The sequence below is a fragment of the Streptomyces aurantiogriseus genome (assembly GCF_014649375.1).
GTDB classification, from domain to species: Bacteria; Actinomycetota; Actinomycetes; order Streptomycetales; family Streptomycetaceae; genus Streptomyces; species Streptomyces aurantiogriseus.
Map to the genome: position 1 here is coordinate 606717 of NZ_BMSX01000001.1, position 21854 is coordinate 628570.

Genomic DNA, 21854 nt, shown 5'->3' on the forward strand with positions numbered 1-21854 from the left:
ACGAGCGCTTTAAAGTGACCTGATCGATCGTCGCTCCCTAGTGACATACCGCGCGGTATGTGCGCAGAATCAGCGCAACCGTTACCACCGCGTAGGCAATGTCGCCGCACCTGGGAGGACGCCGTGCTGAGCACCATGCAGGACGTACCACTGCTGATCTCGAGGATCCTGACCCACGGGTCCGCGATCCACGGCACATCGCAGGTGACCACCTGGACCGGCGAGGGCGCACCGCACCGCCGCTCCTACGCCGAGATCGGCACCCGCGCGGCCCAGCTCGCGCACGCCCTGCGCGAGGACCTCGGAGTCACCGGCGACGACCGGGTCGCCACCCTCATGTGGAACAACGCCGAGCACGTCGAGGCCTACTTCGCGATCCCCTCCATGGGCGCGGTCCTCCACACCCTCAACCTGCGCCTGCCCCCCGAGCAGCTGGCCTGGATCGTCAACCACGCGGCCGACAAGGTCGTGATCGCCAACGGCTCGCTGCTGCCGCTGCTGGCCCCCCTGCTCCCGCACCTGAAGACGGTCGAGCACGTGGTCGTCTCCGGCCCCGGCGACCGCTCCCTCCTCGCGAACGCGACCGCCCAGGTCCACGAGTACGAGGACCTCATCGCCGGAAAGCCCACCGCCTACGACTGGCCCGACCTGGACGAACGCCAGGCCGCCGCCATGTGCTACACCTCCGGCACCACGGGTGACCCCAAGGGCGTGGTCTACAGCCACCGCTCCATCTACCTGCACTCCATGCAGGTCAACATGGCCCAGTCGATGGGCCTGACCGACGAGGACACCTCCCTGGTCGTCGTGCCCCAGTTCCACGTCAACGCCTGGGGCCTGCCGCACGCCACCTTCATGACCGGCGTGAACCTGCTGATGCCGGACCGCTTCCTGCAGCCCGCGCCCCTCGCCGAGATGATCGAGACCGAGAAGCCGACCCACGCGGCCGCCGTCCCCACCATCTGGCAGGGCCTGCTCGCCGAGCTCACCGCCAAGCCGCGGGACGTCTCCTCCCTCACCCAGGTGACCATCGGCGGCTCGGCCTGTCCCCCCTCCCTGATGGAGGCGTTCGACAACCTGGGCATGCGGGTCTGCCACGCCTGGGGCATGACGGAGACCTCCCCGCTCGGCACCATCGCCCGCCCGCCGGCCCATGCCGTCGGCACGGATGCCGAGCTGGGCTACCGCCTCACCCAGGGCCGCTTCCCGGCCGGCGTCGAGGCCCGCCTCACCGGCCCCGGCGGCGAACGCCTCCCCTGGGACGGCGAGTCCGCGGGCGAGCTGGAGGTGCGCGGCCCCTGGATCGCGGGCGCCTACTACAACGGCCCCGACGGCGAACCCCTGCGCCCCGCCGACAAGTTCAGCGAGGACGGCTGGCTGAAGACCGGCGACGTCGGCACCATCTCCCCCGACGGCTTCCTCACCCTCACCGACCGCGCCAAGGACGTCATCAAGTCCGGCGGCGAGTGGATCTCGTCGGTGGAGCTGGAGAACGCGCTGATGTCCCACCCCGAGGTCGCCGAGGCGGCCGTGGTGGCCGTCCCCGACGACAAGTGGGGCGAGCGCCCGCTGGCCACCGTCGTGCTGAAGGAGGGCTCCACCGCCGACTTCGCGTCCCTCCGCGCCTTCCTCGCCGAGGAGGGCAAGGTCGCCAAGTGGCAGCTTCCCGAGCGCTGGACGATCGTCGAGGCGGTCCCGAAGACGAGCGTGGGCAAGTTCGACAAGAAGAAGATTCGCGAAGCGCACAGGTTGGGCAAGCTCGACGTGACCGAGCTCAGCTGACCTTCGCTGGGTCCTGTTCAGAGCCCCTGGCAACCGCTGGGGGCTTTGTGCGTCGCCCTTTGTCGAGGGCTTCTCTTATCTCTGGTACGGCGTCGACCGGGCCCTCAAGGACGTGTCCGATTCCTGAGCCGCTGTGTGTGGTGCATGTCCAGGCTCTCCAGCTCCTCTGGGTCGACCCACCGGAGCTCTGTCGACTCATTCGAGATCGTCAGGGACCCGCCGGCGACGCGGGCTCGGAAGCACACGTTGAACTGTCGGCGCACTTCCCCCCTCGCAGTACGCGATCACATGCCGGGGGTCGGTATACGTGCCGACGAGACCCGTGACCTCAATGTCCAGGCCGGTCTCTTCCTCGACCTCTCGCACGGCCGGGCCGGGCAAACTGTCGGTCATCTCCATGCCTCCACCCGGCAGTGCCCACTTCCCCGAGTCGGACCGGCGCTGAAGGAGAATGCGCCCCTCGTCGTCCGTGACGACTGCTGACGCGGCCACAGCCAAGCTGTTCGGCGCTTGTGATGGCTTGCTGCGGCAGTACTTCCCCAAGGGCACCGACCTCGCCGTCCACACCCGCGAGCGCCTCTACGCCGTGAACAGCCGCTCTCGCAAAACACTCGGCTGGGAAACCCCAGCCGAGCGCCTGCATAAACTGCTCGCGGTCTGATCAACCGACCGCGTGTTGCAACGACCCCTGGAAAGCATCGATGAGCAAGGGGTCTTTAGCCGTGACAGGACTCTCAGGCGACCCAAACGACGTCCAGCAACTCTGGATTGAACTTGCGGGCACCTCGCCCTGCAGGGTGCACAACAATGGCCTTTATATGTTTTATGACGACAGCGCGCTGACGCTCGATGGGTAGCCGCTCGAATCCCTCGGACAAGTCGACCGTCGCGGCCGTTGTTTTCATTCGCTCGACGGTGTGTCGGCTGCGCTCGTAGGTCAACTCATCGCGTTCCTGCTCAAGAGGCTCCAACATGGCAATTGCCGTAGCCGCCGAAATCCTCTTTCCGTTCATCGCGGAAATCAGTTCGCTGATTTCCTGCTCGACTTCGGCCAGGCGGGCGGCGCCAGGCCACTCCGCAGGTTCAGCGGCAGGAGCCTTCAGTCTGGCCTCAGCCTCGTGGATCAGATTCACAATGTGCTCATCCAGCGGCTCACCAGCGCGAGACACCTTTCCGCAACCACCATCCTTGGCGGCCGGGCAGCGGTACATGAATCGGCTTCCCTTGCTGCCTTCCTTCCAAGAAGAGCGCATGTTCGCAATCATGCGTGTGCCGCATTCGGCGCAACGGAGGATCCCGCTGAGCAAATACTTGTGGTTGTTGCTGAGGTTGTTTGCCCTATACTGCGACTTGACGTTCTCAAGAACGGCCACAATGGCGTCAAGCTTCTCGGGGGTGCAGATCGGCTCCCAAACGCCCATGACCGGCTTGCCATCCGGACCGATATGCTTCTGGCTCTTTACTGGGCGAAATCCAGCCAAACGCGGATTCGTGAGAATGCCTTTCAGGGCAACGCGTGTGATCGGCTTGCCTGTGTTTCGCGAAGTGCGAATCCCCTTCCCCTGCCACTCGGTAGTGATCGTTGAAAGCCGAGTGCCAGCCAGCAGCGCGTCATGTGCCTTCGTGATCATCTCGGCCTGTTCCGGATCAACGGTCACCCGGTCGGCCTCCCAGCCGAACGGCGGGAAACCTCCGCCGTTCTTCCCGGCGTCCGCAAGCTCGCGATGTTTACGAGCCACGCGCCTACCTGTGTCGGCGCTGGCCTTGTTGGCGAACGCCACCATTACCCGCGCCATCGTCCGGCCGTCCGACGTCGACAGGTCAATGTCGTTCGTGACCGTGCAGAAGACCAGTTCCGGCCGGTCCTCGAACACGTCGATGAGTCGTTCAAGATCGCGCGGCTGGCAGGCGAGCCGGTCAAGGTCATAAGCGATCACGCCGTCCATGACGCCCGACTGGAGATCCGTCAGAAGCCGCTCGAACTCGGGGCGAACCACGTTGCGCTTGAAGGCGCTCACGTCGTTGTCGATGCAGTCGCGCGCTACCTCCCAGCCAGGGCGGACCCCGGCAACCTGTCGGTAGTCGTGACGCTGGCGCTCCACGCCCAGCTCTTCGCCGTCCTTGTCGAGGCTGATCCGGGCGTACCCCCCGAGCCGCACAACCGCCTTGGCACCTCCCCGCCCTGCCGGGCGTCGTACAAGTGGCCAGCTTCGTAGCCTGACCTGCACTGATCTCAGGGCAGGAGGCTATCGCGCAACTACGGTGGTATGGGCAGGTTCTCGATAATGTGCTGCGCAGGCAGTACGCGGCTGAACGTCACGCAGCTCTGGCCACTCCTGAACACGCCGGGTGCGGCCACGAGGTTGGCGCACCCGGCGTTCGGCTCCCGTACGTGGCACAGGGGTTCCGTGCCGCCGTACGACTCCAGCGTCAGGAGTAGCCGAGATCGGCCATGCGCTGCCGCATCCGGTTCGCCGCCGTCCGGTACCGGTCTTCCAGGTCTGCCATGGAGGTCGCGTACCGTTCTCCCCATCGCAGATACGCCTCGACCAGCTTCTGGCGTTCGCCCGTGACGAGCTGCTCGATGCGGCCGTACAGGTCGCTGCCCAGCATGCCCATCACGTAGTCCACCTCTTCGCTCTGTCGAAGCGGCTTCGGCCGGCTCGGTACGCCTGCCCGCCCCCGCGCGAGCGAGTGTCGGCGACGAACCACCCCGGAGAAGCCGTAGGCGGAGAGTGCTCTGAGGTCGTCCTCGTGCTCGGACCACCATGAGGCCACGGCTCCGAGCAGTTGGTATCTGTCCAGGATTCCCAAATGGAGCAGTTCCTCACAGAGCGACGCTTCGAGCTGGGACCGCACGTCCGCAGGAGCCAGGCCCACGCTCGCCAGGCCGCTGACGATCTCGTACTGGCCCGTCCACCAAGCGCGTACTCCGGTGAGGAAGTGCTGTTCCCGGGCGGAGGCCAGGTCGGGAATGCGGGCGGCGGTCGCCTCGTAGCCAGCGTCGGGGAATCGTCCGTAGCTGGGCCGATCGGGGAGGAAGAGGTCGTCCAGGCTGACACCGAAGGCGCGGAACTGGTCAGCTTGGCTCTCGATCTCCCGCCAGGGAACGCCACCGGTGAGTGCCGCGCTGATGTCCAGCAACGGTTCGGGGGGCGGGCCGGCGTCGACGTATCTGCGGATGTTCAGGTTGAAGTCGTTGTCCCTGAGCTCCTCAAGGGAGACGACGCGGGCGAAGCCGGGGACGTCGGCCCGGCCGAGGAACGCATCCACGATCTTGGCGATGTGCTGGGCGTCGAGCCTGTTCTTGGAACGCCCGACGGTCACCTCGCGCTCTGCGTTGACGAACAGGACGGTGCCGCGCCTGTCCGCGGAGCGACCGTGGGAGCCCTTCAGGACGAGGATGCACGCGGGGATGCCCGTGTTGTAGAAGACGTTCGCCCCGATGCCGATCACGGCTTCGAGCCGGTCCTCCTCGATCAGGCCGCGCCGGATCTCGCCCTCCGTACCACCACGGAACAGCACGCCCTGCGGTACCACCACGGCTCCGGTCCCGTCGGGACGCAGCACGGACAGCACACTCTGGACGAACATGAGGTCGGCCTTCTTGCCGCCCTCGGGGACCCAGCCGTATCGCATGCGTTCCGGATGCCTGATCGCGTTCCGGCTGTAGTTCATCGAGAACGGCGGTGAGGTGAGCACCCGGTCGAAGCGGGCGAGTGCGTAGTCGTCGTCACGCTCGAGGGGATCGGTCAGCGAGTCGGAGTGAGACACCTCGTGATCTCTGAGGCCGTGCAACAGCAGGTTGAGCCTTCCGGTGCGCCACGCTGTGCCGTTCTTCTCCTGTCCGTACAGAGCCAGGTCCGCCTGGTGCCCGCCGTGTTCGGTGACGTACTGGGCGGCGCTCACCAGCATGCCACCCGAGCCGGCGTGTGGGTCGGCGATCGACTGCCCCGGCTGAGGGTCGACCAGCTCGGCCATCAGCCGGCACACAGCCCGCGGCGTGAAGAACTCGGCTCCCTTGAGACCCGTCGCCGACGCGCTGCGCGTGAGGAGCCGGTCGAAGGCCCGGCCCACCACGTCACGGAACTCGAGATCGTCGTCGCTCAAGGACAACTGGCTGACCGAGCCGACGAGTTCGGCAAGCACGTGCCCGTTCTGCTTCGGCCCGTCGAAGTGGACGTCGAGGAAGAGATCAGCCAGTCCCGAGTTGTGGGCCTCCAGCGTGGCAAGTGCCCTGTCGAGGCACTCCCCGAGGCGGCCCCAGCCGCGGTCTAGCACAGAGTTCCAGTGGGCGTCCTCGGGGAGGCGCAGGAAGCCGGGCTGGTCGGAGGCGCGTTTGAGTAGCAGCAGCGGACCGATGATCTGGGGGAACTCCGGGAGGTTCACCTCACCGCGCAGTCGGTCCGCGGTCTGCAGGAGGAAGTCCTCGAGACGGTCAACCGTGAGAGGCTCCTGGTGCTTCCCCAGCAACTCGGTCACTCCCCTCTGGTGAGCTTGTCGAAGACCGACGGCCGCAGGGTCACCAGACGGTTGAGCATCATTCTCTGGACCTCGATCTGCTCGTCGATGTCGGCGAGGGCGTCGACGACGCTCTGCTGGCGGGCCAGCGGCGGGACCTCGACGGGGAACTCGTTGAGCATGGCAGAGTTGAGCGAGGGGACTGTGCCCGACTGAGCCTGGGCGACCAGCTCGCGCTGTACCGGGGGATGGGCCAGATACGCGGCGAGGTACTCCGGGAGGATGCGCGTTCGGTCGGGCCGGATGCGCAGACAGGACGAACTGTAGAACCAGCCGGTGTGTTCGGCCCCGATCAGGGCCAGCCGGCCGAGCGTGCCCTGCCGGACGAGGAGGATGTCCCCGGCCTGCAGGGCGAAGCGGGCGAGGCGCTGGGCCTGGGAGTCGGGCACCCGGCGAATCCGCCGGGTGTCCACGGTGAGGTGCTCGGTGAGATCAGGAGGTGCGATCACCGGAACACCGCTGGGCCCATCATGGAGCGTGTCGAGCAGGGAGCCGGACGGGCCGGCCGTGACCTGACAGCAGTGCCCCAGCGGGAGCCTGGTGGTCCCGGAGGCACGCCAGGGCTGGTCATGAGCCATGGATGTGTGACCTCCTCGCACAGTACGACCCGTCCTTCCTCGTCGACGTCGTCAGGCGACGCGCAACCAGTACCGCAGAGCCGCACGGAGCAGCTCCTCCACCGCCACGGTGAGCGCGGCCAGCGCAACCGTGACCACCGCAGCCGTCCCGTGTCCGGCCAGCGCGGCCAGGACCACGACGGCGACGATCACCACCAGCACGACCGTGGCCTTCCTGGCCTGCTTGGGCCCGGGCCAGGCATCATGGGTGTTGATGATTCTCACGAGAATCCTCCCGTAAGCCCCCTCAGGGGCGGTCGGGCCGCACCGTCCGTCTTGGATTGGACCCCGGGTCGGGCGGTGCGGCGATCTGTCTTTCAGCGTTGGCAGGCCGAGGTAGGCGACTTCCGCCCCCGCAGCACCGCGCCGAACCCGGAGAACCCCAGCCTCGGTGGTCGTACCGTATCACGCTAGACGCGAAGGTGTCTTCGCGTTTCGCGAAGGAGTCTTCGCGTTGCGTGGTGTCTTCGCGGGCGGACGAGAATGCTGCATCACCTGGGTGATGCAGCATTTTTATTGGTGTCGACCGTCGACATAGCGGCGTGAATGAATGAATCAGTAGGGGACTACGCGACCTTTACACCCCTCACTGCCGCGCCGACGTCGTGACCCACCCCAGCGCCAGCCACAGCCCCGCCACCACGACGACCCCTCCCCAGCCCCAGTGGCTGAAGGCGAGGCCCGCCAGGGCCGAGGCGGTGGCGCCGCCGGCGAAGCCCGCGACGACGTAGGCGCTGTTGGCGGTGGCCGGGGCGGAGGTGGTGGTCAGGGCGAGGGTCTGGTTGGCGACGTGGGAGGCGACCAGGGCGGCGTGGAGGGCGATCGCGGCCACGAACAGCGCCGGCATCACGTGCCCGCCCAGCCAGAACAGCGGTACGGAGACCGCCGCGAGCAGATAGGCGTGGCGGACGACCTTGGCGGCGCCGAAGCGGTCGACGAGGCCGCCGGCGACGGGCGCGACCGCGCTGGCCGCGAGGCCGAAGAGGCCGAACAGCCCGGCGGTGGCGGTGGACAGGCCGTACGACTCGCCCGTCAGCAGCAGCGCCAGTGAGGTCCACAGGGCGCTCCAGGCGCCGTACATTCCCGCCTGCCGCAGGCACGCCCGCCACAGGTCGGGCGAGTGGCGCACCAGGCCCGGCATCGCGCGCAGACCGGCGAAGAGCCCGCCGTCGCGAGGGCGGCGGCGTTCGGAGGGCAGGACGGCCGCGGTCAGCAGACCGAGCGCCGCCGTGAGGACGGCCGCGCCGACGAACACCGCCCGCCAGCCGAAGGCCTGCCCGGCGAGTCCGCCCAGGACGCGGGCGGCGACGATGCCGGTGAACAGGCCGGAGATGACGGCGGCGACATGGCGGGCGCGGCGGTCGGCGGGGGCGCGTTCGGCGACCAGCGGCACGAGCAGCTGGGGGACGACGGTCGCGGCCGAGGCGACGAGCACGGCGGCCGCGAGCGTGGCGGTGCCGGAGGCCACGGCCCCGGCGACCAGCGCGGCCGTGGTGACCAGGGACAGGGCGGCGACCAGCGGGCGCCGGTTCACGCGGTCGCCGAGCGGCGCGAAGAAGAGCAGGCCGGCGGCGTAGCCGAACTGGGCGACCGAGGCGATCCAGGCGACGGCGGAGGGCGCGGAGCCGAAGTCGTGGGCGATGAGGGGGAGCAGCGGGGCCGCGACGTAGATGTTGGCGGCGGTGACGGCGGTGCAGAGGGCGATGAGGGGGAGGAGCAGGCGGGTGGTGCGGGCCGGGGGCCGCTGGATGTCTGCGGTGGGCTGCCGGGCGGTGACTGCGGACGGCATGGCGGAGACGCTCCTTCGAGCCGACTCTAACAACTAACTGGTTGGTTGGAACGGGAGGGTCAACAGTCTGGAGCGCCCGGCCATTCCCGTCAACCAACTAGTTGGTTACGTGTCTCGGTACCATGCCCGCATGGCAACCACCAGGACGCCCGGCACGCCCGGGACGGCGCGGACGCCCCGCGACCCCGAGGCCACCAAGGCGCGCATCTTCGACGCGGCCGTCGCCGAGTTCGCCCGCTACGGCGTCGCGGGCGCCCGCATCGACCGCATCGCCGCCGAGGCCAAGGCCAACAAGCAGCTCATCTACGCGTACTTCGGCAACAAGGCGGAGCTGTTCACCCGGGTCCTGGAGAAGTCCATGCTCGACCTGGCCGAAGCCGTCCCCGTCGACGCGGACGACATCGAGGGCTGGATCGACCGCGTGATGGACTACCACGCCGCCCACCCCGAGGTACTGCGCCTGCTCTTCTGGGAGGGCCTGGAGTACGGCACCACCGAACTCCCCGACGAGACCGAGCGTCAGGACCACTACCGCCAGAAGGTCGCCGCCCTCCAGGACGGCCAGGACCGCGGCGTCATCACCGACGCGATCCCGGCCCGTGACCTGCTCTTCCTGCTCATCGCGCTGGCCAACTGGTCCGCCGTCGTCCCCCAGATGCGGCGCATCGTGGTGGGCGGCGAGGACGCCGACCACGAACGTCTGCGCGCCTCCGTCAAGGAGGCGGCGCGCAGGTTGATCGCCAAGTAGGGACCGGGGGTCAGGGACCAGGAAGCCGGGGCTAGTTGGTCCCGATCCGGGCGAGCAGGTCCACGATCCGCGACTGCACCTCGGCGCTCGTGGACCGCTCCGCGAGGAACAGCACGGTCTCGCCGGAGGCCAGCCGCGGCAGGTCGGCCTGGTCGACGGCGGCGGTGTAGACGACCAGCGGGGTGCGGTTGAGCTGCTGGTTCGCGCGCAGCCAGTCGATGATCCCGGCCCGGCCCCGGTGCACCTGCAACAGGTCCATCACGACCAGGTTCGGCCGCAGCTGGGAGGCCAGCGTCACCGCGTCCGCGTCGCTCGCCGCCCGCGCCACCTGCATCCCGCGCCGCTCCAGCGTCGCGGTCAGCGCCAGCGCGATCTCCGCGTGCTCCTCGATGAGCAGCACCCGCGGCGGATGCTGCTCACTGTCCCGCGGCGCGAGCGCCTTCAGCAGAACGGCGGGATCGGCACCGTACGCCGCCTCGCGCGTCGCCTGTCCCAGCCCGGCCGTCACCAGCACCGGCACCTCGGCGGCCACCGCCGCCTGCCGCAGCGACTGCAGCGCGGTCCGCGTGATCGGCCCGGTCAGCGGGTCCACGAACAGCGCGGCCGGGAACGCGGCGATCTGCGCGTCGACCTCCTCGCGCGAGTGCACGATCACCGGCCGGTAGCCGCGATCGCTGAGCGCCTGCTGCGTGGACACGTCCGGCGCCGGCCACACCAGCAGCCGGCGCGGGTTGTCCAAGGGCTCCGGCGGCAACTCGTCGTCCATCGGCTGCGGCCGCGGCGGATCCGCCACCTCGACGGCCCCACCCGGCCCGTCGAGCGGCTCCGGCCCCTCGGCGGCGTTCTCGTCCGGCGCACCTATGGCGTACGACCGCCCGACCCCCTCGGTCCCGGGCGCTACCTGAGCCTGCCCGGGCAGCGGCTGCCCCGCGAGGGAGGGATGCGGGACAGCGGGTTGCGGCGCGGGGGCCGGCGGAGCCTGCGGTACGGAAACCTGCGGTACGGCGGGCTGCTCGGCCGTCGGGTGCGGGCGGGCCGCCTGCTCCGGTCGCTCGGCGGGGTCCGGTCGCGTACCCAGCTTGCGCCGCCGCCCGGAACCACCGGACGTGTGCGGCGCGGGGGTGGCGGTGGACTGGGCGGCCTGCTGGACCTGCTGCACCTGGGCGGCCTGGCGGGTGAAGGGCACCCCCTGGCCCAGGGTCCGCACGCTGATCGCCCGGCCCTGCGTGGAGTTGGGGTCCATGGGCGCGGGGGCGGCCTCCGCGGGCAGCGGCTGCGCCGTCCGCGGCTGTGCGGTGGCTTCGGGGGGCAGCGGGGTGCCCGTCCCCGGGGTGGGCGTCGCGGGGGCCGGGCTGGAAGCTGCCTCGGCGGGGAGGGGCTGCGGCTGGGCAGGGGTGGGTTCGGCGGTCTGGGGGAGCTGAGGGGCCTGAGGAGCCTGGCTGGGCACGCCGACCTGCCCGGAGGCGTTCGGCGAGAGGTCGCCCGCGGCCGCCTGCTGACCGGGGGGTACCTGGTCGAGGGTCGGCTGGGCCGCAACGGGCTGCCCGGGGACCGACTGGACCGACTGTCCCGGGATCGACTGTCCCGGGACCGGCTGCCCAGCGGCCGGCTGACCGGGAGGAGCCTGGGCCGGCAACGGCTGGACCGGAAGCGGCTGGCCCGGCCCGGACTGCGCCGGCACAGGCTGTACGGGGACGGGCTGCCCGGCGACGGACTGCGCAGGTCCGGCCTGCCCACCCTGACCCGAACCGCCCTGGGCGGTGGCGACCACTTCACCCGGCTGCTGCACTGTCGCCCCCGGCTGGGCCGCCGCGATCGGCTGCTGCCCCTGCGAAGGCACCACCACCGCCTGCCCCGGCTGCTGAGGCGCCGCCTGCCCCGGCGCAGGCACTGCCTGTCCGGCATTGTCGTGACCCTGCGCCTGAGCAGGAACGGCCCCCGGAGGAAGCGGCGAAGCCACCCCGGCCGCCTCCGCCGTCGGCTGGGCCACCGCCCGGCGGCGACGGCCCGTCGGCGCGCTCGTCGGATGCGGCTGCGGCGGTGTGTGGTCGTCGGCCTGGTCGTGCGGGACGGCGTCATGCCGACCGTGGTCGATCGGCGCGTCCTCGGACGCGCCCTGAACGGGCACCTGCGCCTGCGCGGGAACCGGAGCCTGCCCGGCCACCGGCGCCTGCCCGGGAACGGGAACCGGCTGCCCCGGAGCCGACGCCTGCCCCGGAATGGGAACCGGCTGCCCCGGAGCCGACGCCTGCCCCGGAACGGGAACCGCCTGCCCCGGAATGGGAACCGGCGCACCCGGAACCGGCGCCTGCCCCGGAACGGGAACCGGCTGCCCCGGAACCGGAACAGGAACCTGCTGCCCGGCCACCGGAGAGCCCCCAGGCCCCTGCTGCCCCGGCACAGGCAGCCCCGCAGCCGGAACCTGTCCCACAGCCTGGGCCTCGGCGACCTCGTCCGTCCCGTCGGACGCCCGGTCCGCCTCGGCCGGCGGCAGGGCGAACACCGTACGGGGCGTCGCCTCCTGCGCGGCGGCACGTTCCGTCGCCGCGGCCAGGGCACGCCGACGACGTCCCGTCGGCTGCGCATCCTCCGCGGGAACCGTTCCTTCACCCGCGGGCAGGGCGGCCGGCAGGGCCTGCGGTTCGTCGGCGGCACGCCGGGCCCGCCGTCCGCCGGGCGCGGGCACACCCTGCGGCGGAACGGTGCCGCCGAGTCCCGTACCCGACGCGGCGGTTCCCGCCGCATGCTCGGCCGCCGTGACGACGGACCCCTCGGCCACCCCCGCCCCGGGGCTCGCCCCGGAATCCGCACCGGCCTGCTCGGCCGACCGTCCGCGCCGCCGCCCGGTCCCTCCGGAGGCGGCCTCCGCGTCGTCGGCCGAAGCCGGGACCGGCGCTTCCTCGGCGGCCGGGGCACGCCTACGACGCCGCCCGGTCGGAGCCGCGGCCTCCCCCTCGGCACCCTCGGCGGGACCCGCGCCCGGAACCTCACTCTCCAGGAACGCGTCCACGGAGGACCGCCGGGCCCGCCGCCGCCCCGCACCGGAGCTCTGCTCGGCGGCGCCCGCGTCACCCTCCGCCGCCTCCGGGGCCTCCGTCGCCTGCGGTGCCCCGCCCTCCGAACCGGCGGGCAGGGCGACCGCGGAACCGACGCCGGCGACCGGAGCAGCGGCGACAGCGCCGGCCCCACCGCCCAACGGCACCTCGAGGACGTAAGCGCTGCCGCTCATCCCCGGCACCTCGTGCGTCTGCAGCACACCGCCGTGCGCCCGCACGATCCCGCGCACGATCGGCTCGTGCACCGGGTCGCCCCCGGCGTACGGCCCGCGCACCTCGATGCGGACGACCTCACCGCGCTGGGCGGCGGCCACGACGACGGTGTTGTCCATGTAACCGCCCGCCGAGACGGGCGCGTTGCCGGTGGCGTCGACGCCGGCGACGTCCGCCACGAGGTGGGCGAGCGCGGTCGCGAGGAGACGCGCGTCAACCTCGGCCTCGATGGGCGGCGCGTGCACGGCGAACTGCACGCGACCCGGCCCGACGAGCTCGACGGCCCCGTCGACACCCGCGGCGACGACGGCGTCGAGCATCACCTTCGTACGGCTGATGTCCTCGCTGCCGGTGTCGAGGCGCTGATAGCCGAGAACGTTGTCGATGAGGGTGGTGATGCGCGCGTAGCCCGCCGAGAGGTGGTGCAGCACCTGGTTGGCCTCGGGCCACAGCTGCCCGGCGTCGTCGGCGGCGAGCGTGGACAGCTCCCGGCGCAGCTCGTCCAGGGGGCCGCGCAGCGACCGCCCGAGCAGCGTCAGAAGCTGCTCGTGCCGGGCTGCGAGAGCCTCGTACCGGTCCTTCTCCCGCTCCCCCAGCGCGGCGTAGCGATCCTCGCCGGCGGCGAGCTCCTCCGCGTGCCGCTCGCGCAGCTCCTCCAGTTCGGTGACGTGCTGCTGGCGCAGCGCGGTGAGATCGGAGGCGTGTTCCTCGGAGAGCCGCTCCAGTTCCTCCGCGTGCTTCTGCTCGAGGGTGCTCTTCTCCTCGGCGAGGGCGTCGAAGGGCCGCCGGTCGGTGAAGGTCATGACGGCGCCGACGAGCTGGTCCCCGTCCCGCACGGGCGCGGTCGTCAGATCGACGGAGACCTTGTCCCCGCTCTTCGACCACAGCACCTGCCCCCGCACCCGGTGCTTGCGCCCGGACCGCAGGGTGTCCGCGAGCGGCGACTCGTCGTACGGGAAGGGGGCGCCGTCGGCACGCGAGTGCAGCACGAGCGTGTGCAGCTCCTTGCCGCCGAGATCACTGGCCCGGTAGCCCAGTATCTGAGCGGCGGCCGGATTGACGAGCACGATCCGCCCGTCGGTGTCGGTTCCCACGACCCCCTCGGCCGCGGCCCGCAGAATCATCTCGGTCTGCCGCTGCGAACGCGCCAGCTCGGCCTCGGTGTCGACGGTCCCCGACAGATCGCGTACGACGAGCATCAGCAGCTCGTCGTTGGCGTAGCCGTGGCTGTCGTAGGCCTGCTGGCCGTTCTCGAGATTCGCGCTGGTGACCTCGACGGGGAACTCGGACCCGTCCGTGCGCCGGGCGATCATCCGCGTCGGCTTGGTCCGCCCGCGCGGATCGATGTGGTCGGGCCGTCGCATGGACCCGGGGATGAGCTTGGAGTCGAAGTGCGGGAGCAGATCCAGCAGCCCCCGCCCGACGAGCGCGGTCCCGGGCGCCTCGAAGGCTTCCAACGCGATCGTGTTCGCGTTGACGACGGTCCCATTGGCGTTGACCAGCACCAACGCGTCGGGAAGCGCGTCGAGTATGGCTGCGAGGCGAGCAGCGCCTCGGGATGGCCTGCTGCTCACGAGTCGCTTCCTCCCTGTTACCGCACCTTGCCGACCGCTCGGGCCATCTTGCCAACCGGCCCGCAGCGTGTCACGCGAGGGAGTCTAAGGGCTGGGGCAGCGCTCGCGGCGCCGGATGAGAGGGAGCTCGCACGACGAAGTGACACAGAACGTGTGACCGCCTGCTGAGGCTTCGCGGGACCTTCGCGCCACGTTTACGGGACGGGTGCTTTTGCCAGGGCGAACGGAACCCGGGCAACCGCCCTCGCTCTCGCCCTTGCCGCCGCCGCGACCGTACGCCACGTCGACCGCCGGCCCCGACACGTCCGGGTGACTCCCACACCCCGCCGGATGGCGGCACACCTCGAACGTCCCGTCGGCCCCTTCCCCCTCCTCCCCCTCCTCCCCCTCCTCCCCCTCCTCCTCCGCCTCCGCGAACGACGCGCCCGTCCGGTCGACCCACAAGGCCTTTGCCCTGCGACCCGCCTGCCTAGTACCGTGGAGGCCGATTGGTGACAGCGCGCTCGACTGTGTCATCATCTGCACGCACCACTCGCACACACGCGAGCGGCTGTGCTGGAGGCGTCGCCTAGTCCGGTCTATGGCGCCGCACTGCTAATGCGGTTTGGGCCTTAAAGCCCATCGAGGGTTCAAATCCCTCCGCCTCCGCCCCACCTGAAGCCCCGGTCCCCGTGACCGGGGCTTCGTCGTTGTTCCCGCCCGATGCCGCGGAGCCCCCGTTCTGGGCGTTTTCGCAGGTCACAAGGGGTGTGCGAATCGGATTTCACATGACGGCGGCAGTCATGTAATGTTCTTCCTGTCGCCGCGAGCGGGCCGGAAGGGCCGGGAGCGGAGGACAAAAAACAGAAGAAAGACAAGCACTCGTAGCTTAACGGATAGAGCATCTGACTACGGATCAGAAGGTTGCAGGTTCGAATCCTGCCGAGTGCACACAGGTGAGAGGCCCCGGAGAGATCCGGGGCCTCTCACGTTTCCGGAGCGTGCAGCAGCGAGGTACGGCACTTACTCCGGGAGAGCCCGCCGCGCGCAAGCCCGAGGTGGATCCCCGTGTCGGGATCGGTCAGTCGTCACCGGGTTCGGAGAACTCTTCGATCAGCACGGGGTACTGCTCTCCACCGTGTCCCGCGGCGATCGAGCGGTCGGCCATCGCCTTGATCAACTTCGGCAGTTCGGCGTTGACGCCCGCCGCCTCACTCTCCTCGATCAGGTGTGCCATCGCCCGCGCGTCGGTCTCCAGAGCCGACGCCTCGGCCGGGAAGGAGCCGCTGTCGATCTGCTGGGCATACCCAGGCAGCCATTCGGCCACCCCGGTAGCGATCTGCTGCGCGAACGGCGCATACGTTGCGGCATCGACACCGGCCGTCCTGAGCAGTGCAGTGCCCTGGAGCCAGGCGTTCAGGACGCTCCACATCATGGCGAGGCCGGCCATGTCGTACAGGGACGCCAGCCCATGGTCCGCACCGAGGTAGGTGACGGTGCCGAGCGCGTCGAGTGTTGACCGGTGTGCCTCGAAGTCCGACTGCGGCCCGCTGTGCAGAATCACCGCCTCGGCGGTCCCGATCATCGAAGGGACGGCCATGATGGCGCCGTCCAGGTAATGGGCGCCTCGCTGCTCGGCCCATTGGGCGGCTTCCCGGGCCTGGGCCGAGTTGCCCGAGGTCAGGTTGAGCAACGTCGTGCCGTCCAGCTCGATGCCGCTCGAGCTGAGCAACTCGTGCACGGCCTTGTAGTCGGTGACGCAGATGATCGTCAGGGAACCTGCCGTCAGCGCGTCGCCGACCGTTGGTGCCAACCGTGCTCCCTCGGCCACCAACCGGTCGGCCTTGGAGGTCGTACGGTTCCACACGGTTGTGGGATGCCCGACTTTCAGGAACGCGCCGGCGAGTGCCTGGCCCATCAGTCCGAGTCCAATGATCGTCACCGGTGTATCGGCTCTGTTGTTCATGGCAGCATCGTCAACGTTGATACCGGTGTGAAGGTCAAGTGAGGTGACGATGCGGATCGGGGAACTGAGTCGTCGGACGGGTGTCAACGCCCATCAGTTGCGCTACTACGAGGCCCAGGGCCTGCTGGAGGCAGACCGCGGTGCGAACGGTTACCGCGAGTACCACGAAAACGCCGTGCTGCGGGTGAGGCAGATCCGGCATCTGTTGGGTGCCGGTCTGTCCTCCGAGGACATCGCGTACCTGCTGCCCTGTGCGGTCGGAGAGGCCCCGGAGCTGCTCGGGTGTCCCGAGCTGCTGGCCGCCATGCGGTCACGGATGCAGCGACTGGACGAGCAGATGGACAGGATCGCTCAATCCCGCAGCGCTCTCGCCGCCTACATCGATGCGGCCGAGCGAACGGGCAACGAGAGCTATCCACCTTTTTGCGAGGCCGATCTGGAGCCCCTTCCCGCCTGAGCAGCCGGGTGGACCTCTCGGCGTCAGGGCGACCGCCTCCGCTGCCTGACGTCAGCTGCTACCAGCCGAACTCCGGCGGACCGACGACCTCGGCGCCCACCTGTCTCGCCAGCCATGCCGCCCGCTCGTCGTGTCCGGGGCGGGCGTGGACGAAGACCGTGTGGTCGGGCGTCCACTCCTCGCAGTGGATGTCGTGGCTGTGGCACGCGATCTCCAGCTCGGCGTACTTGTACTCCTCGTACTCCAGGCCGAGTTCGGGCACGGGCGGCCACTTCAGGTCGTGCCAGAGGATGTGGCAGCTGGTGATGTCCGCCCAGGCCCGCAGGTTCTCGCGAGACCGCTCGGAGTCGTCGGCGGCCAGATCCAGGCTGGCCGGGAGGGTGGCTCCGTCCCGGCCGTACGGCGTGACCGAAGCCGTGGGGTGAGTCTCCGTCAGGCGGCGCAGCTCGTCGTCGGTGTTGGCCCAGGCGTTCAGGTAGCAGGCGTCCGGCCGATACCAGGACGCGATCTTCAGCAGGGCGGTCGCGAGGTTCCAGGCCTCGTTCAGGTCCGTGGTGTGCAGGACGGGCCACGCACGTGTGTTCCCCATGGGCGGCATCCTGACAGGGGGAGGCGTGCGCCGCTCGGCTTTAATCGCTCGTCTCGTCCTGGCCGCGGAGTTCCTCGCGGTAGGCGTTCGCCAGTGCCGTCGCGCGGGTGAACCAGTCCGTGAGGACGGCGATCTCGTCGGGGGAGTAGTCGGCGAAGAGGGTGTTGAGACGGCCGTAGTACGGCTCGTAGAGGGCGTACGCGCGGGCCACGGCGTCGGGTTGCGCGGCCACGCGGACTCGGCGGCGGTCCTGGGGGTCGGGGCGGCGGGTGACGTAGCCGGCGCGTTCGAGGCGGTTGAGGATGCCGGTCACCGCGCCCGTCGTGACGTGGACGCGGGTGGCGAGGTCGCCCGCGGTGAGGAGGTTCTCGCCGGCCTGGAGGACGTAGGCGAAGCAGGTGAGGTCGGTGACGTTCAGGCCCAGGCGCTGGGCCATCTCCTGCTGGCCGACGAGATGGGCCGCGATGAGGTCGTCCATCGCCGAGAGCGCTTGGGCGGGGGTGGCGGCGGGACGGGGTGGCTGGGCTGTCATCGCGGGGGCTGCTCCCTCTCCGTTCGGTTCGTGCTGGGTCCCTTGTTATCTGCTTTCCATTTCTCTTACCTTGTAAGAGGTTCATCTCATCAATCTCTTAGATAGTGAGGGTTTAATGTCTCTGTACGACGAAGGGCATACGGTCGCCGGCTGGACCGGCGTCGCCATCGTGACCGTCGGGGGCTCCGTGGCGGGGGTGGGCGTGTGTGCCGGCTCCGGGGTGCTCGTGGCGGTGGGGCTGGTGATCGTGGGCGTGAGCGCGCTGGTCACCTGGGCGCTGCACCTGGCCGGGTGGGGCAAGCCGCCCGGGGTGCGGCCGCGGGCGGAATGGAGCATGCGGGTGCGGGACGTGCACGCGCGGAGCGGGCATCCGGGGTGTCTGGGGTGCCGGCTCGCGGGGCGGGGGCGGCGGAGCGAGGGGGCGTTGTCAGTGGTGGGGTCTAGCGTTGTGGGTGATGGCACAGGCGTGGAAGTGCGCGGGGCTGCGGTGGTCGGAGCGGGGACCCGTGCTGATGTGGGACGGGGGGCGTCGTAGCCCGCTGTCATGGGGTAAGCGGGTGGCCTTCGGGGTCACGGAAGGGGGAGTGCGCGGGTGTGCGGGGGCTAGGGGGAATCCGTGTCCGGTGCGGGCGGTCGTGCCGGGGAGGAGTACGGGCGCTCGGTGCGAGGAGTGTGCGCGGCTGGACCGGGCGCACTCCGTCGCCGCCGACGGGATCGCCGACGATCCGCGGCCGTACCGCGTCTACCTGGCGTGGTTCGGGCCGGGGCTGGTCAAGGTCGGGATCACGGCGGTCGAGCGGGGGTCGGCGCGGCTGCTGGAGCAGGGAGCCGTCTGCTTCAGTCTGCTCGGCACCGGCCCGCTGATGGCCGCTCGGCGGACCGAGGAGCTGTTGCGGGCCGCCCTGCGCGTGCCCGACCGGATTCCGTACGCCGAGAAGCGGGCCGTGCGGGCGGAGTTGCCCGGTGAGGAGAAGGAACGCGCCCTGGAGATAGCGGAGTTGCACGCGCGGGCCCTCGAGCTGGGCGGCTGGCCGGAGTCGCTCGCGCGGGAGCCTTTCCACGCCGTCGACCATGTCCGGGTGTTCGGACTCGACGGGGCGCCGGCCGCTGTCGGGGAGGTGAGTGAGCTCGTCGCCGGGGGTGCGGTGAGCGGAGAGCTGGTGGCGGCCGCCGGGCCCGATCTGCATCTGGCGACCGAGCAGGGAGTCGTCGTACTGGACACGCGGCTGATGAGGGGGTGGGAGCTGGTTCCGGCGGAGGGGAGAGGTGAAGCTGGCTTGCCGCTGCGGGAGTTCAGGGACCGGCGGGTGCAGGACGGGTTGTTCTGAGAGGGCCGGGGGGCGCGTTCCACCGACGGGTCGGGTGAACAGACGGATCCCGTACGGGCGGGCACAGTGGTACCAGCGATACTCCCTGCACATTGCCAAGGTGGAGCACAGCCACGGGTTCGAGCGGGAGGTCCCCGGCGAGGACGGCGCGCAGGCCGGTCCCCAGGGATGAGGGCGCGATGAGGGGCCGATCAGCGTCGGGTCAGGGCTTGCCAGGCCATGCCTGAGAGACACCTGTGAGTTTCTCAGGGAAATCACAGGTTGCCGAAAGAGTGCTCTCAGAGGACACCGACATGGTGTCTTCCATGACCACGACCTCGCCCCAGGGGCGCACCGAACTGCTGAGGCCGGACGGGAGCCCCGTCCGAGTGCTTGTGGTGGACGACGAGATGTCGATCACCGAACTGCTGTCCATGGCCCTCCGCTACGAGGGCTGGCAGATCCGCAGCGCGGGGGACGGCACGGGTGCCATCCAGACCGCGCGGGAGTTCCGGCCCGACGCCGTCGTACTGGACATGATGCTGCCGGACATGGACGGACTGACCGTCCTGGGGCGGCTGCGGCGGGAGCTGCCGGACGTCCCGGTGCTGTTCCTGACGGCCAAGGACGCGGTGGAGGACCGGATCGCGGGCCTGACCGCCGGTGGTGACGACTACGTCACCAAGCCGTTCAGCCTGGAAGAGGTCGTCGCCCGGCTGCGGGGGCTCATCCGGCGCTCCGGTGCCGCCGACCGGCGCTCCGACTCCGTGCTCGTCGTCGGAGACCTCACCCTCGACGAGGACAGCCACGAGGTCTCCCGCGCGGGCGAGAACATCCACCTCACCGCCACCGAGTTCGAGCTGCTGCGCTTCCTGATGCGCAACCCGCGGCGCGTGCTCAGCAAGGCCCAGATCCTCGACCGTGTGTGGTCGTACGACTTCGGTGGACAGGCCAATGTGGTCGAGCTCTACATCTCGTATCTGCGCCGCAAGATCGACGCGGGGCGGGAGCCGATGATCCACACCCGGCGTGGCGCCGGCTACCTGATCAAGCCCGCCGCGTCATGAGCGGGCGACGACGGCCGCGTCCGCAGAAGCGACGTGGGGGTCCCCCCGCTCGAGCGAAGCCGAGAGTGGGGGAGGGACAGCCGCGCACCCTGCGGACGCGGCTCGTCGTCGCGTCCGTGGTGCTGATCGCCGTGGTGTGCGCGGTGATCGGTACGGTGACGACCCTGGCGCTGCGGTCGCATCTGTACGAGCAGTTGGACGGTCGGCTGATCGAGGTGTCGAAGCGTGCGTCGGGCGGCTTCGGGCCGCCCGACGGGGACAAGAACGGCGATCTGCCCGAACAGCAGCCCAAGGAGATCAACCTCAACGACTTCGTCTCCAAGGGCCCGCAGCCCGAGGGCACGCTCGCCGCGAAGGTCCAGAACGGCTCCATCACCGACGCCAAGGTCGGTGAGAAGGCGGAGGACAGCAACGGCGTCCCCGACATGAACGCCGTGACGCTGACCGACGCCCAGAAGAAGGCGCTCAACGAGGTCACCCAGGACAGCAGGATGCACACCGTGGAGCTCCCCGGCCTGGGCGAGTACCGCGTGAAGTACGTCAGCGGTCTCAACGGCAGCTTCTACGTGGCCGTCCCCACCAAGGACACCGACGCCACCATCAACACCCTGATCCTCGTCGAACTCAGCGTCACCGCCGCCGGCCTCGTGGCCGCCGGCATCGCCGGTTACGTCATGGTCGGCGTGGCCACCCGCCCCCTCCGCAAGGTCGCCGCCACCGCCACCCGGGTCTCCGAGCTCCCCCTGCACACCGGCGAGGTCAACCTCAGCGAGCGTGTCCCCGAGTCCGAGACCGACCCGCACACCGAGGTCGGGCAGGTCGGTGCCGCGCTGAACCGGATGCTGAACCATGTCCACGGCGCCCTGCACGCCCGGCAGCAGAGCGAGATGCGGGTGCGGCAGTTCGTCGCGGACGCCAGTCACGAGCTCAGAACTCCCCTCGCGTCCATCCGCGGGTACGCCGAGCTGACCCGGCGCGGCAGGGAGCAGGTCGGACCCGACACCCGGCACGCGCTGGGCCGTATCGAGTCCGAGGCCGGCCGTATGACCCTCCTCGTCGAGGATCTGCTCCTGCTCGCCCGCCTCGACGCGGGCCGGCCGTTGCAGTTCGAGCAGACCGACCTCGTACCGCTGGTCGTGGACACGATCAGCGATGCCCGCGCGGCCGGGCCGGACCACGTCTGGCGGCTCGAGCTGCCCGACGAGCCCGCGCTCGTGTCGGCGGACGCGGCACGGCTGCAGCAGGTTCTCGTGAACCTGCTGGCCAACGCCCGTACGCACACCCCGCCCGGCACGACCGTTACCGCCCGCGTGCAGCGGCGCGGGCCGTGGCTGTGCGTGGACGTCCAGGACAACGGTCAGGGCATCCCGCCCGACCTGCTCCCGCATGTCTTCGAACGGTTCGCCCGCGGCGACTCCGCGCGCTCCCGCTCCACCGGCTCGACGGGCCTGGGCCTCGCCATCGTGCAGGCCGTGGCGACCGCGCACGGCGGTGCCGTGACCGTCGACAGCGTTCCCGGACAGACCGTCTTCACGGTGCATCTGCCCGCGCTCGCCCCCGCCGTGCCCCAGCCCGCGCCCGAAACGAACTGGCAACTGGACTCACAGGACCAGCACAGGGCCAGCACATGGGTGCAACAGGGCGCTTGACGAAAGTC

16 protein-coding genes, 2 tRNA genes and 2 pseudogenes are annotated in these 21854 nt (G+C 70.2%); 10 read left to right on the forward strand and 10 right to left on the reverse strand.

The window, feature by feature from the left end; genetic code table 11:
• The first annotated feature begins 123 nt into the window (after positions 1 to 123).
• A complete protein-coding gene (locus IE263_RS02865) occupies positions 124 to 1782 on the forward strand; it encodes a long-chain fatty acid--CoA ligase (RefSeq protein ID WP_189931774.1) in 1659 nt (552 codons plus the stop codon).
• A 104-nt stretch (positions 1783 to 1886) separates the two neighbouring features.
• Here the strand turns inward: IE263_RS02865 and IE263_RS02870 are convergent.
• A pseudogene (locus IE263_RS02870) lies at positions 1887 to 2331 on the reverse strand (NUDIX hydrolase).
• Between IE263_RS02870 and IE263_RS02875 the strand changes: the two are divergent.
• A pseudogene (locus IE263_RS02875) lies at positions 2297 to 2443 on the forward strand (IS30 family transposase); the annotation flags it as partial. The pseudogenes IE263_RS02870 and IE263_RS02875 sit on opposite strands and share 35 nt — an antisense overlap.
• 73 nt (positions 2444 to 2516) lie before the next feature.
• Here the strand turns inward: IE263_RS02875 and IE263_RS02880 are convergent.
• The 5 genes from IE263_RS02880 to IE263_RS02900 form a co-directional block, all read right to left on the reverse strand.
• Positions 2517 to 3941 (reverse strand): recombinase family protein, encoded by a 1425-nt coding sequence (locus IE263_RS02880; RefSeq protein WP_189931777.1) that lies wholly within the window; start codon positions 3939 to 3941, stop codon positions 2517 to 2519.
• Between the two features lie 271 nt (positions 3942 to 4212).
• The gene (locus IE263_RS02885; RefSeq protein ID WP_189931779.1) at positions 4213 to 6264 is read right to left on the reverse strand and encodes an N-6 DNA methylase; all 2052 of its coding nucleotides are present in this window, start codon (positions 6262 to 6264) and stop codon (positions 4213 to 4215) included.
• Positions 6261 to 6881: a restriction endonuclease subunit S gene (locus tag IE263_RS02890; RefSeq protein ID WP_189931782.1), complete on the reverse strand. Its 621-nt coding sequence runs from the start codon at positions 6879 to 6881 to the stop codon at positions 6261 to 6263. Before IE263_RS02890 ends, IE263_RS02885 begins: the two co-directional genes overlap by 4 nt.
• 51 nt (positions 6882 to 6932) lie before the next feature.
• The gene (locus IE263_RS02895; RefSeq protein WP_189931784.1) at positions 6933 to 7145 is read right to left on the reverse strand and encodes a hypothetical protein; all 213 of its coding nucleotides are present in this window, start codon (positions 7143 to 7145) and stop codon (positions 6933 to 6935) included.
• A 361-nt stretch (positions 7146 to 7506) separates the two neighbouring features.
• Positions 7507 to 8709, reverse strand: coding sequence for an MFS transporter (locus tag IE263_RS02900; protein WP_189931786.1), 1203 nt, complete (start codon positions 8707 to 8709; stop codon positions 7507 to 7509).
• Positions 8710 to 8839: 130 nt separating this feature from the next.
• Here IE263_RS02900 and IE263_RS02905 point away from each other — a divergent pair, with 130 nt between their 5' ends.
• Positions 8840 to 9457 carry a TetR/AcrR family transcriptional regulator gene (locus IE263_RS02905; protein ID WP_189931788.1) on the forward strand — a complete coding sequence of 206 codons (618 nt, stop codon included), beginning with the start codon at positions 8840 to 8842 and terminating at the stop codon, positions 9455 to 9457.
• Between the two features lie 31 nt (positions 9458 to 9488).
• Here IE263_RS02905 and IE263_RS02910 read toward each other — a convergent pair whose 3' ends face one another.
• Positions 9489 to 14300 carry a PAS domain-containing protein gene (locus IE263_RS02910; RefSeq protein ID WP_189931796.1) on the reverse strand — a complete coding sequence of 1604 codons (4812 nt, stop codon included), beginning with the start codon at positions 14298 to 14300 and terminating at the stop codon, positions 9489 to 9491.
• A gap of 557 nt (positions 14301 to 14857) precedes the next feature.
• Between IE263_RS02910 and IE263_RS02915 the strand changes: the two genes are divergently transcribed.
• Positions 14858 to 14948, forward strand: a tRNA-Ser gene (locus tag IE263_RS02915).
• 209 nt (positions 14949 to 15157) lie between these two features.
• A tRNA-Arg gene (locus tag IE263_RS02920) sits at positions 15158 to 15230 on the forward strand.
• Positions 15231 to 15360: 130 nt separating this feature from the next.
• Here IE263_RS02920 and IE263_RS02925 read toward each other — a convergent pair.
• A complete protein-coding gene (locus IE263_RS02925) occupies positions 15361 to 16245 on the reverse strand; it encodes an NAD(P)-dependent oxidoreductase (protein WP_189932042.1) in 885 nt (294 codons plus the stop codon).
• A gap of 49 nt (positions 16246 to 16294) precedes the next feature.
• On the opposite strand from IE263_RS02925, the gene IE263_RS02930 reads away from it, so the two are divergent.
• Positions 16295 to 16702, forward strand: coding sequence for a MerR family transcriptional regulator (locus tag IE263_RS02930; RefSeq protein ID WP_189932044.1), 408 nt, complete (start codon positions 16295 to 16297; stop codon positions 16700 to 16702).
• Between the two features lie 58 nt (positions 16703 to 16760).
• Here IE263_RS02930 and IE263_RS02935 read toward each other — a convergent pair whose 3' ends face one another.
• Positions 16761 to 17291: a hypothetical protein gene (locus IE263_RS02935; RefSeq protein ID WP_189931798.1), complete on the reverse strand. Its 531-nt coding sequence runs from the start codon at positions 17289 to 17291 to the stop codon at positions 16761 to 16763.
• Between the two features lie 40 nt (positions 17292 to 17331).
• The gene (locus IE263_RS02940; protein WP_189931808.1) at positions 17332 to 17823 is read right to left on the reverse strand and encodes a MarR family winged helix-turn-helix transcriptional regulator; all 492 of its coding nucleotides are present in this window, start codon (positions 17821 to 17823) and stop codon (positions 17332 to 17334) included.
• 115 nt (positions 17824 to 17938) lie between these two features.
• On the opposite strand from IE263_RS02940, the gene IE263_RS48195 reads away from it, so the two are divergent.
• The 4 genes from IE263_RS48195 to IE263_RS02955 all read left to right on the forward strand — a co-directional run bounded on the left by IE263_RS48195 (position 17939) and on the right by IE263_RS02955 (position 21846).
• Positions 17939 to 18358, forward strand: coding sequence for an HGxxPAAW family protein (locus IE263_RS48195; protein ID WP_229910765.1), 420 nt, complete (start codon positions 17939 to 17941; stop codon positions 18356 to 18358).
• Positions 18279 to 19151: a DUF2797 domain-containing protein gene (locus IE263_RS02945; RefSeq protein ID WP_189931810.1), complete on the forward strand. Its 873-nt coding sequence runs from the start codon at positions 18279 to 18281 to the stop codon at positions 19149 to 19151. The genes IE263_RS48195 and IE263_RS02945 overlap by 80 nt, the downstream gene beginning before the upstream one ends.
• Before the next feature lie 305 nt (positions 19152 to 19456).
• A complete protein-coding gene (locus IE263_RS02950; RefSeq protein ID WP_189931812.1) occupies positions 19457 to 20197 on the forward strand; it encodes a response regulator transcription factor in 741 nt (246 codons plus the stop codon).
• Positions 20194 to 21846 carry a sensor histidine kinase gene (locus IE263_RS02955; RefSeq protein ID WP_189931814.1) on the forward strand — a complete coding sequence of 551 codons (1653 nt, stop codon included), beginning with the start codon at positions 20194 to 20196 and terminating at the stop codon, positions 21844 to 21846. The genes IE263_RS02950 and IE263_RS02955 overlap by 4 nt, the downstream gene beginning before the upstream one ends.
• The last annotated feature ends 8 nt before the right edge of the window (positions 21847 to 21854 follow it).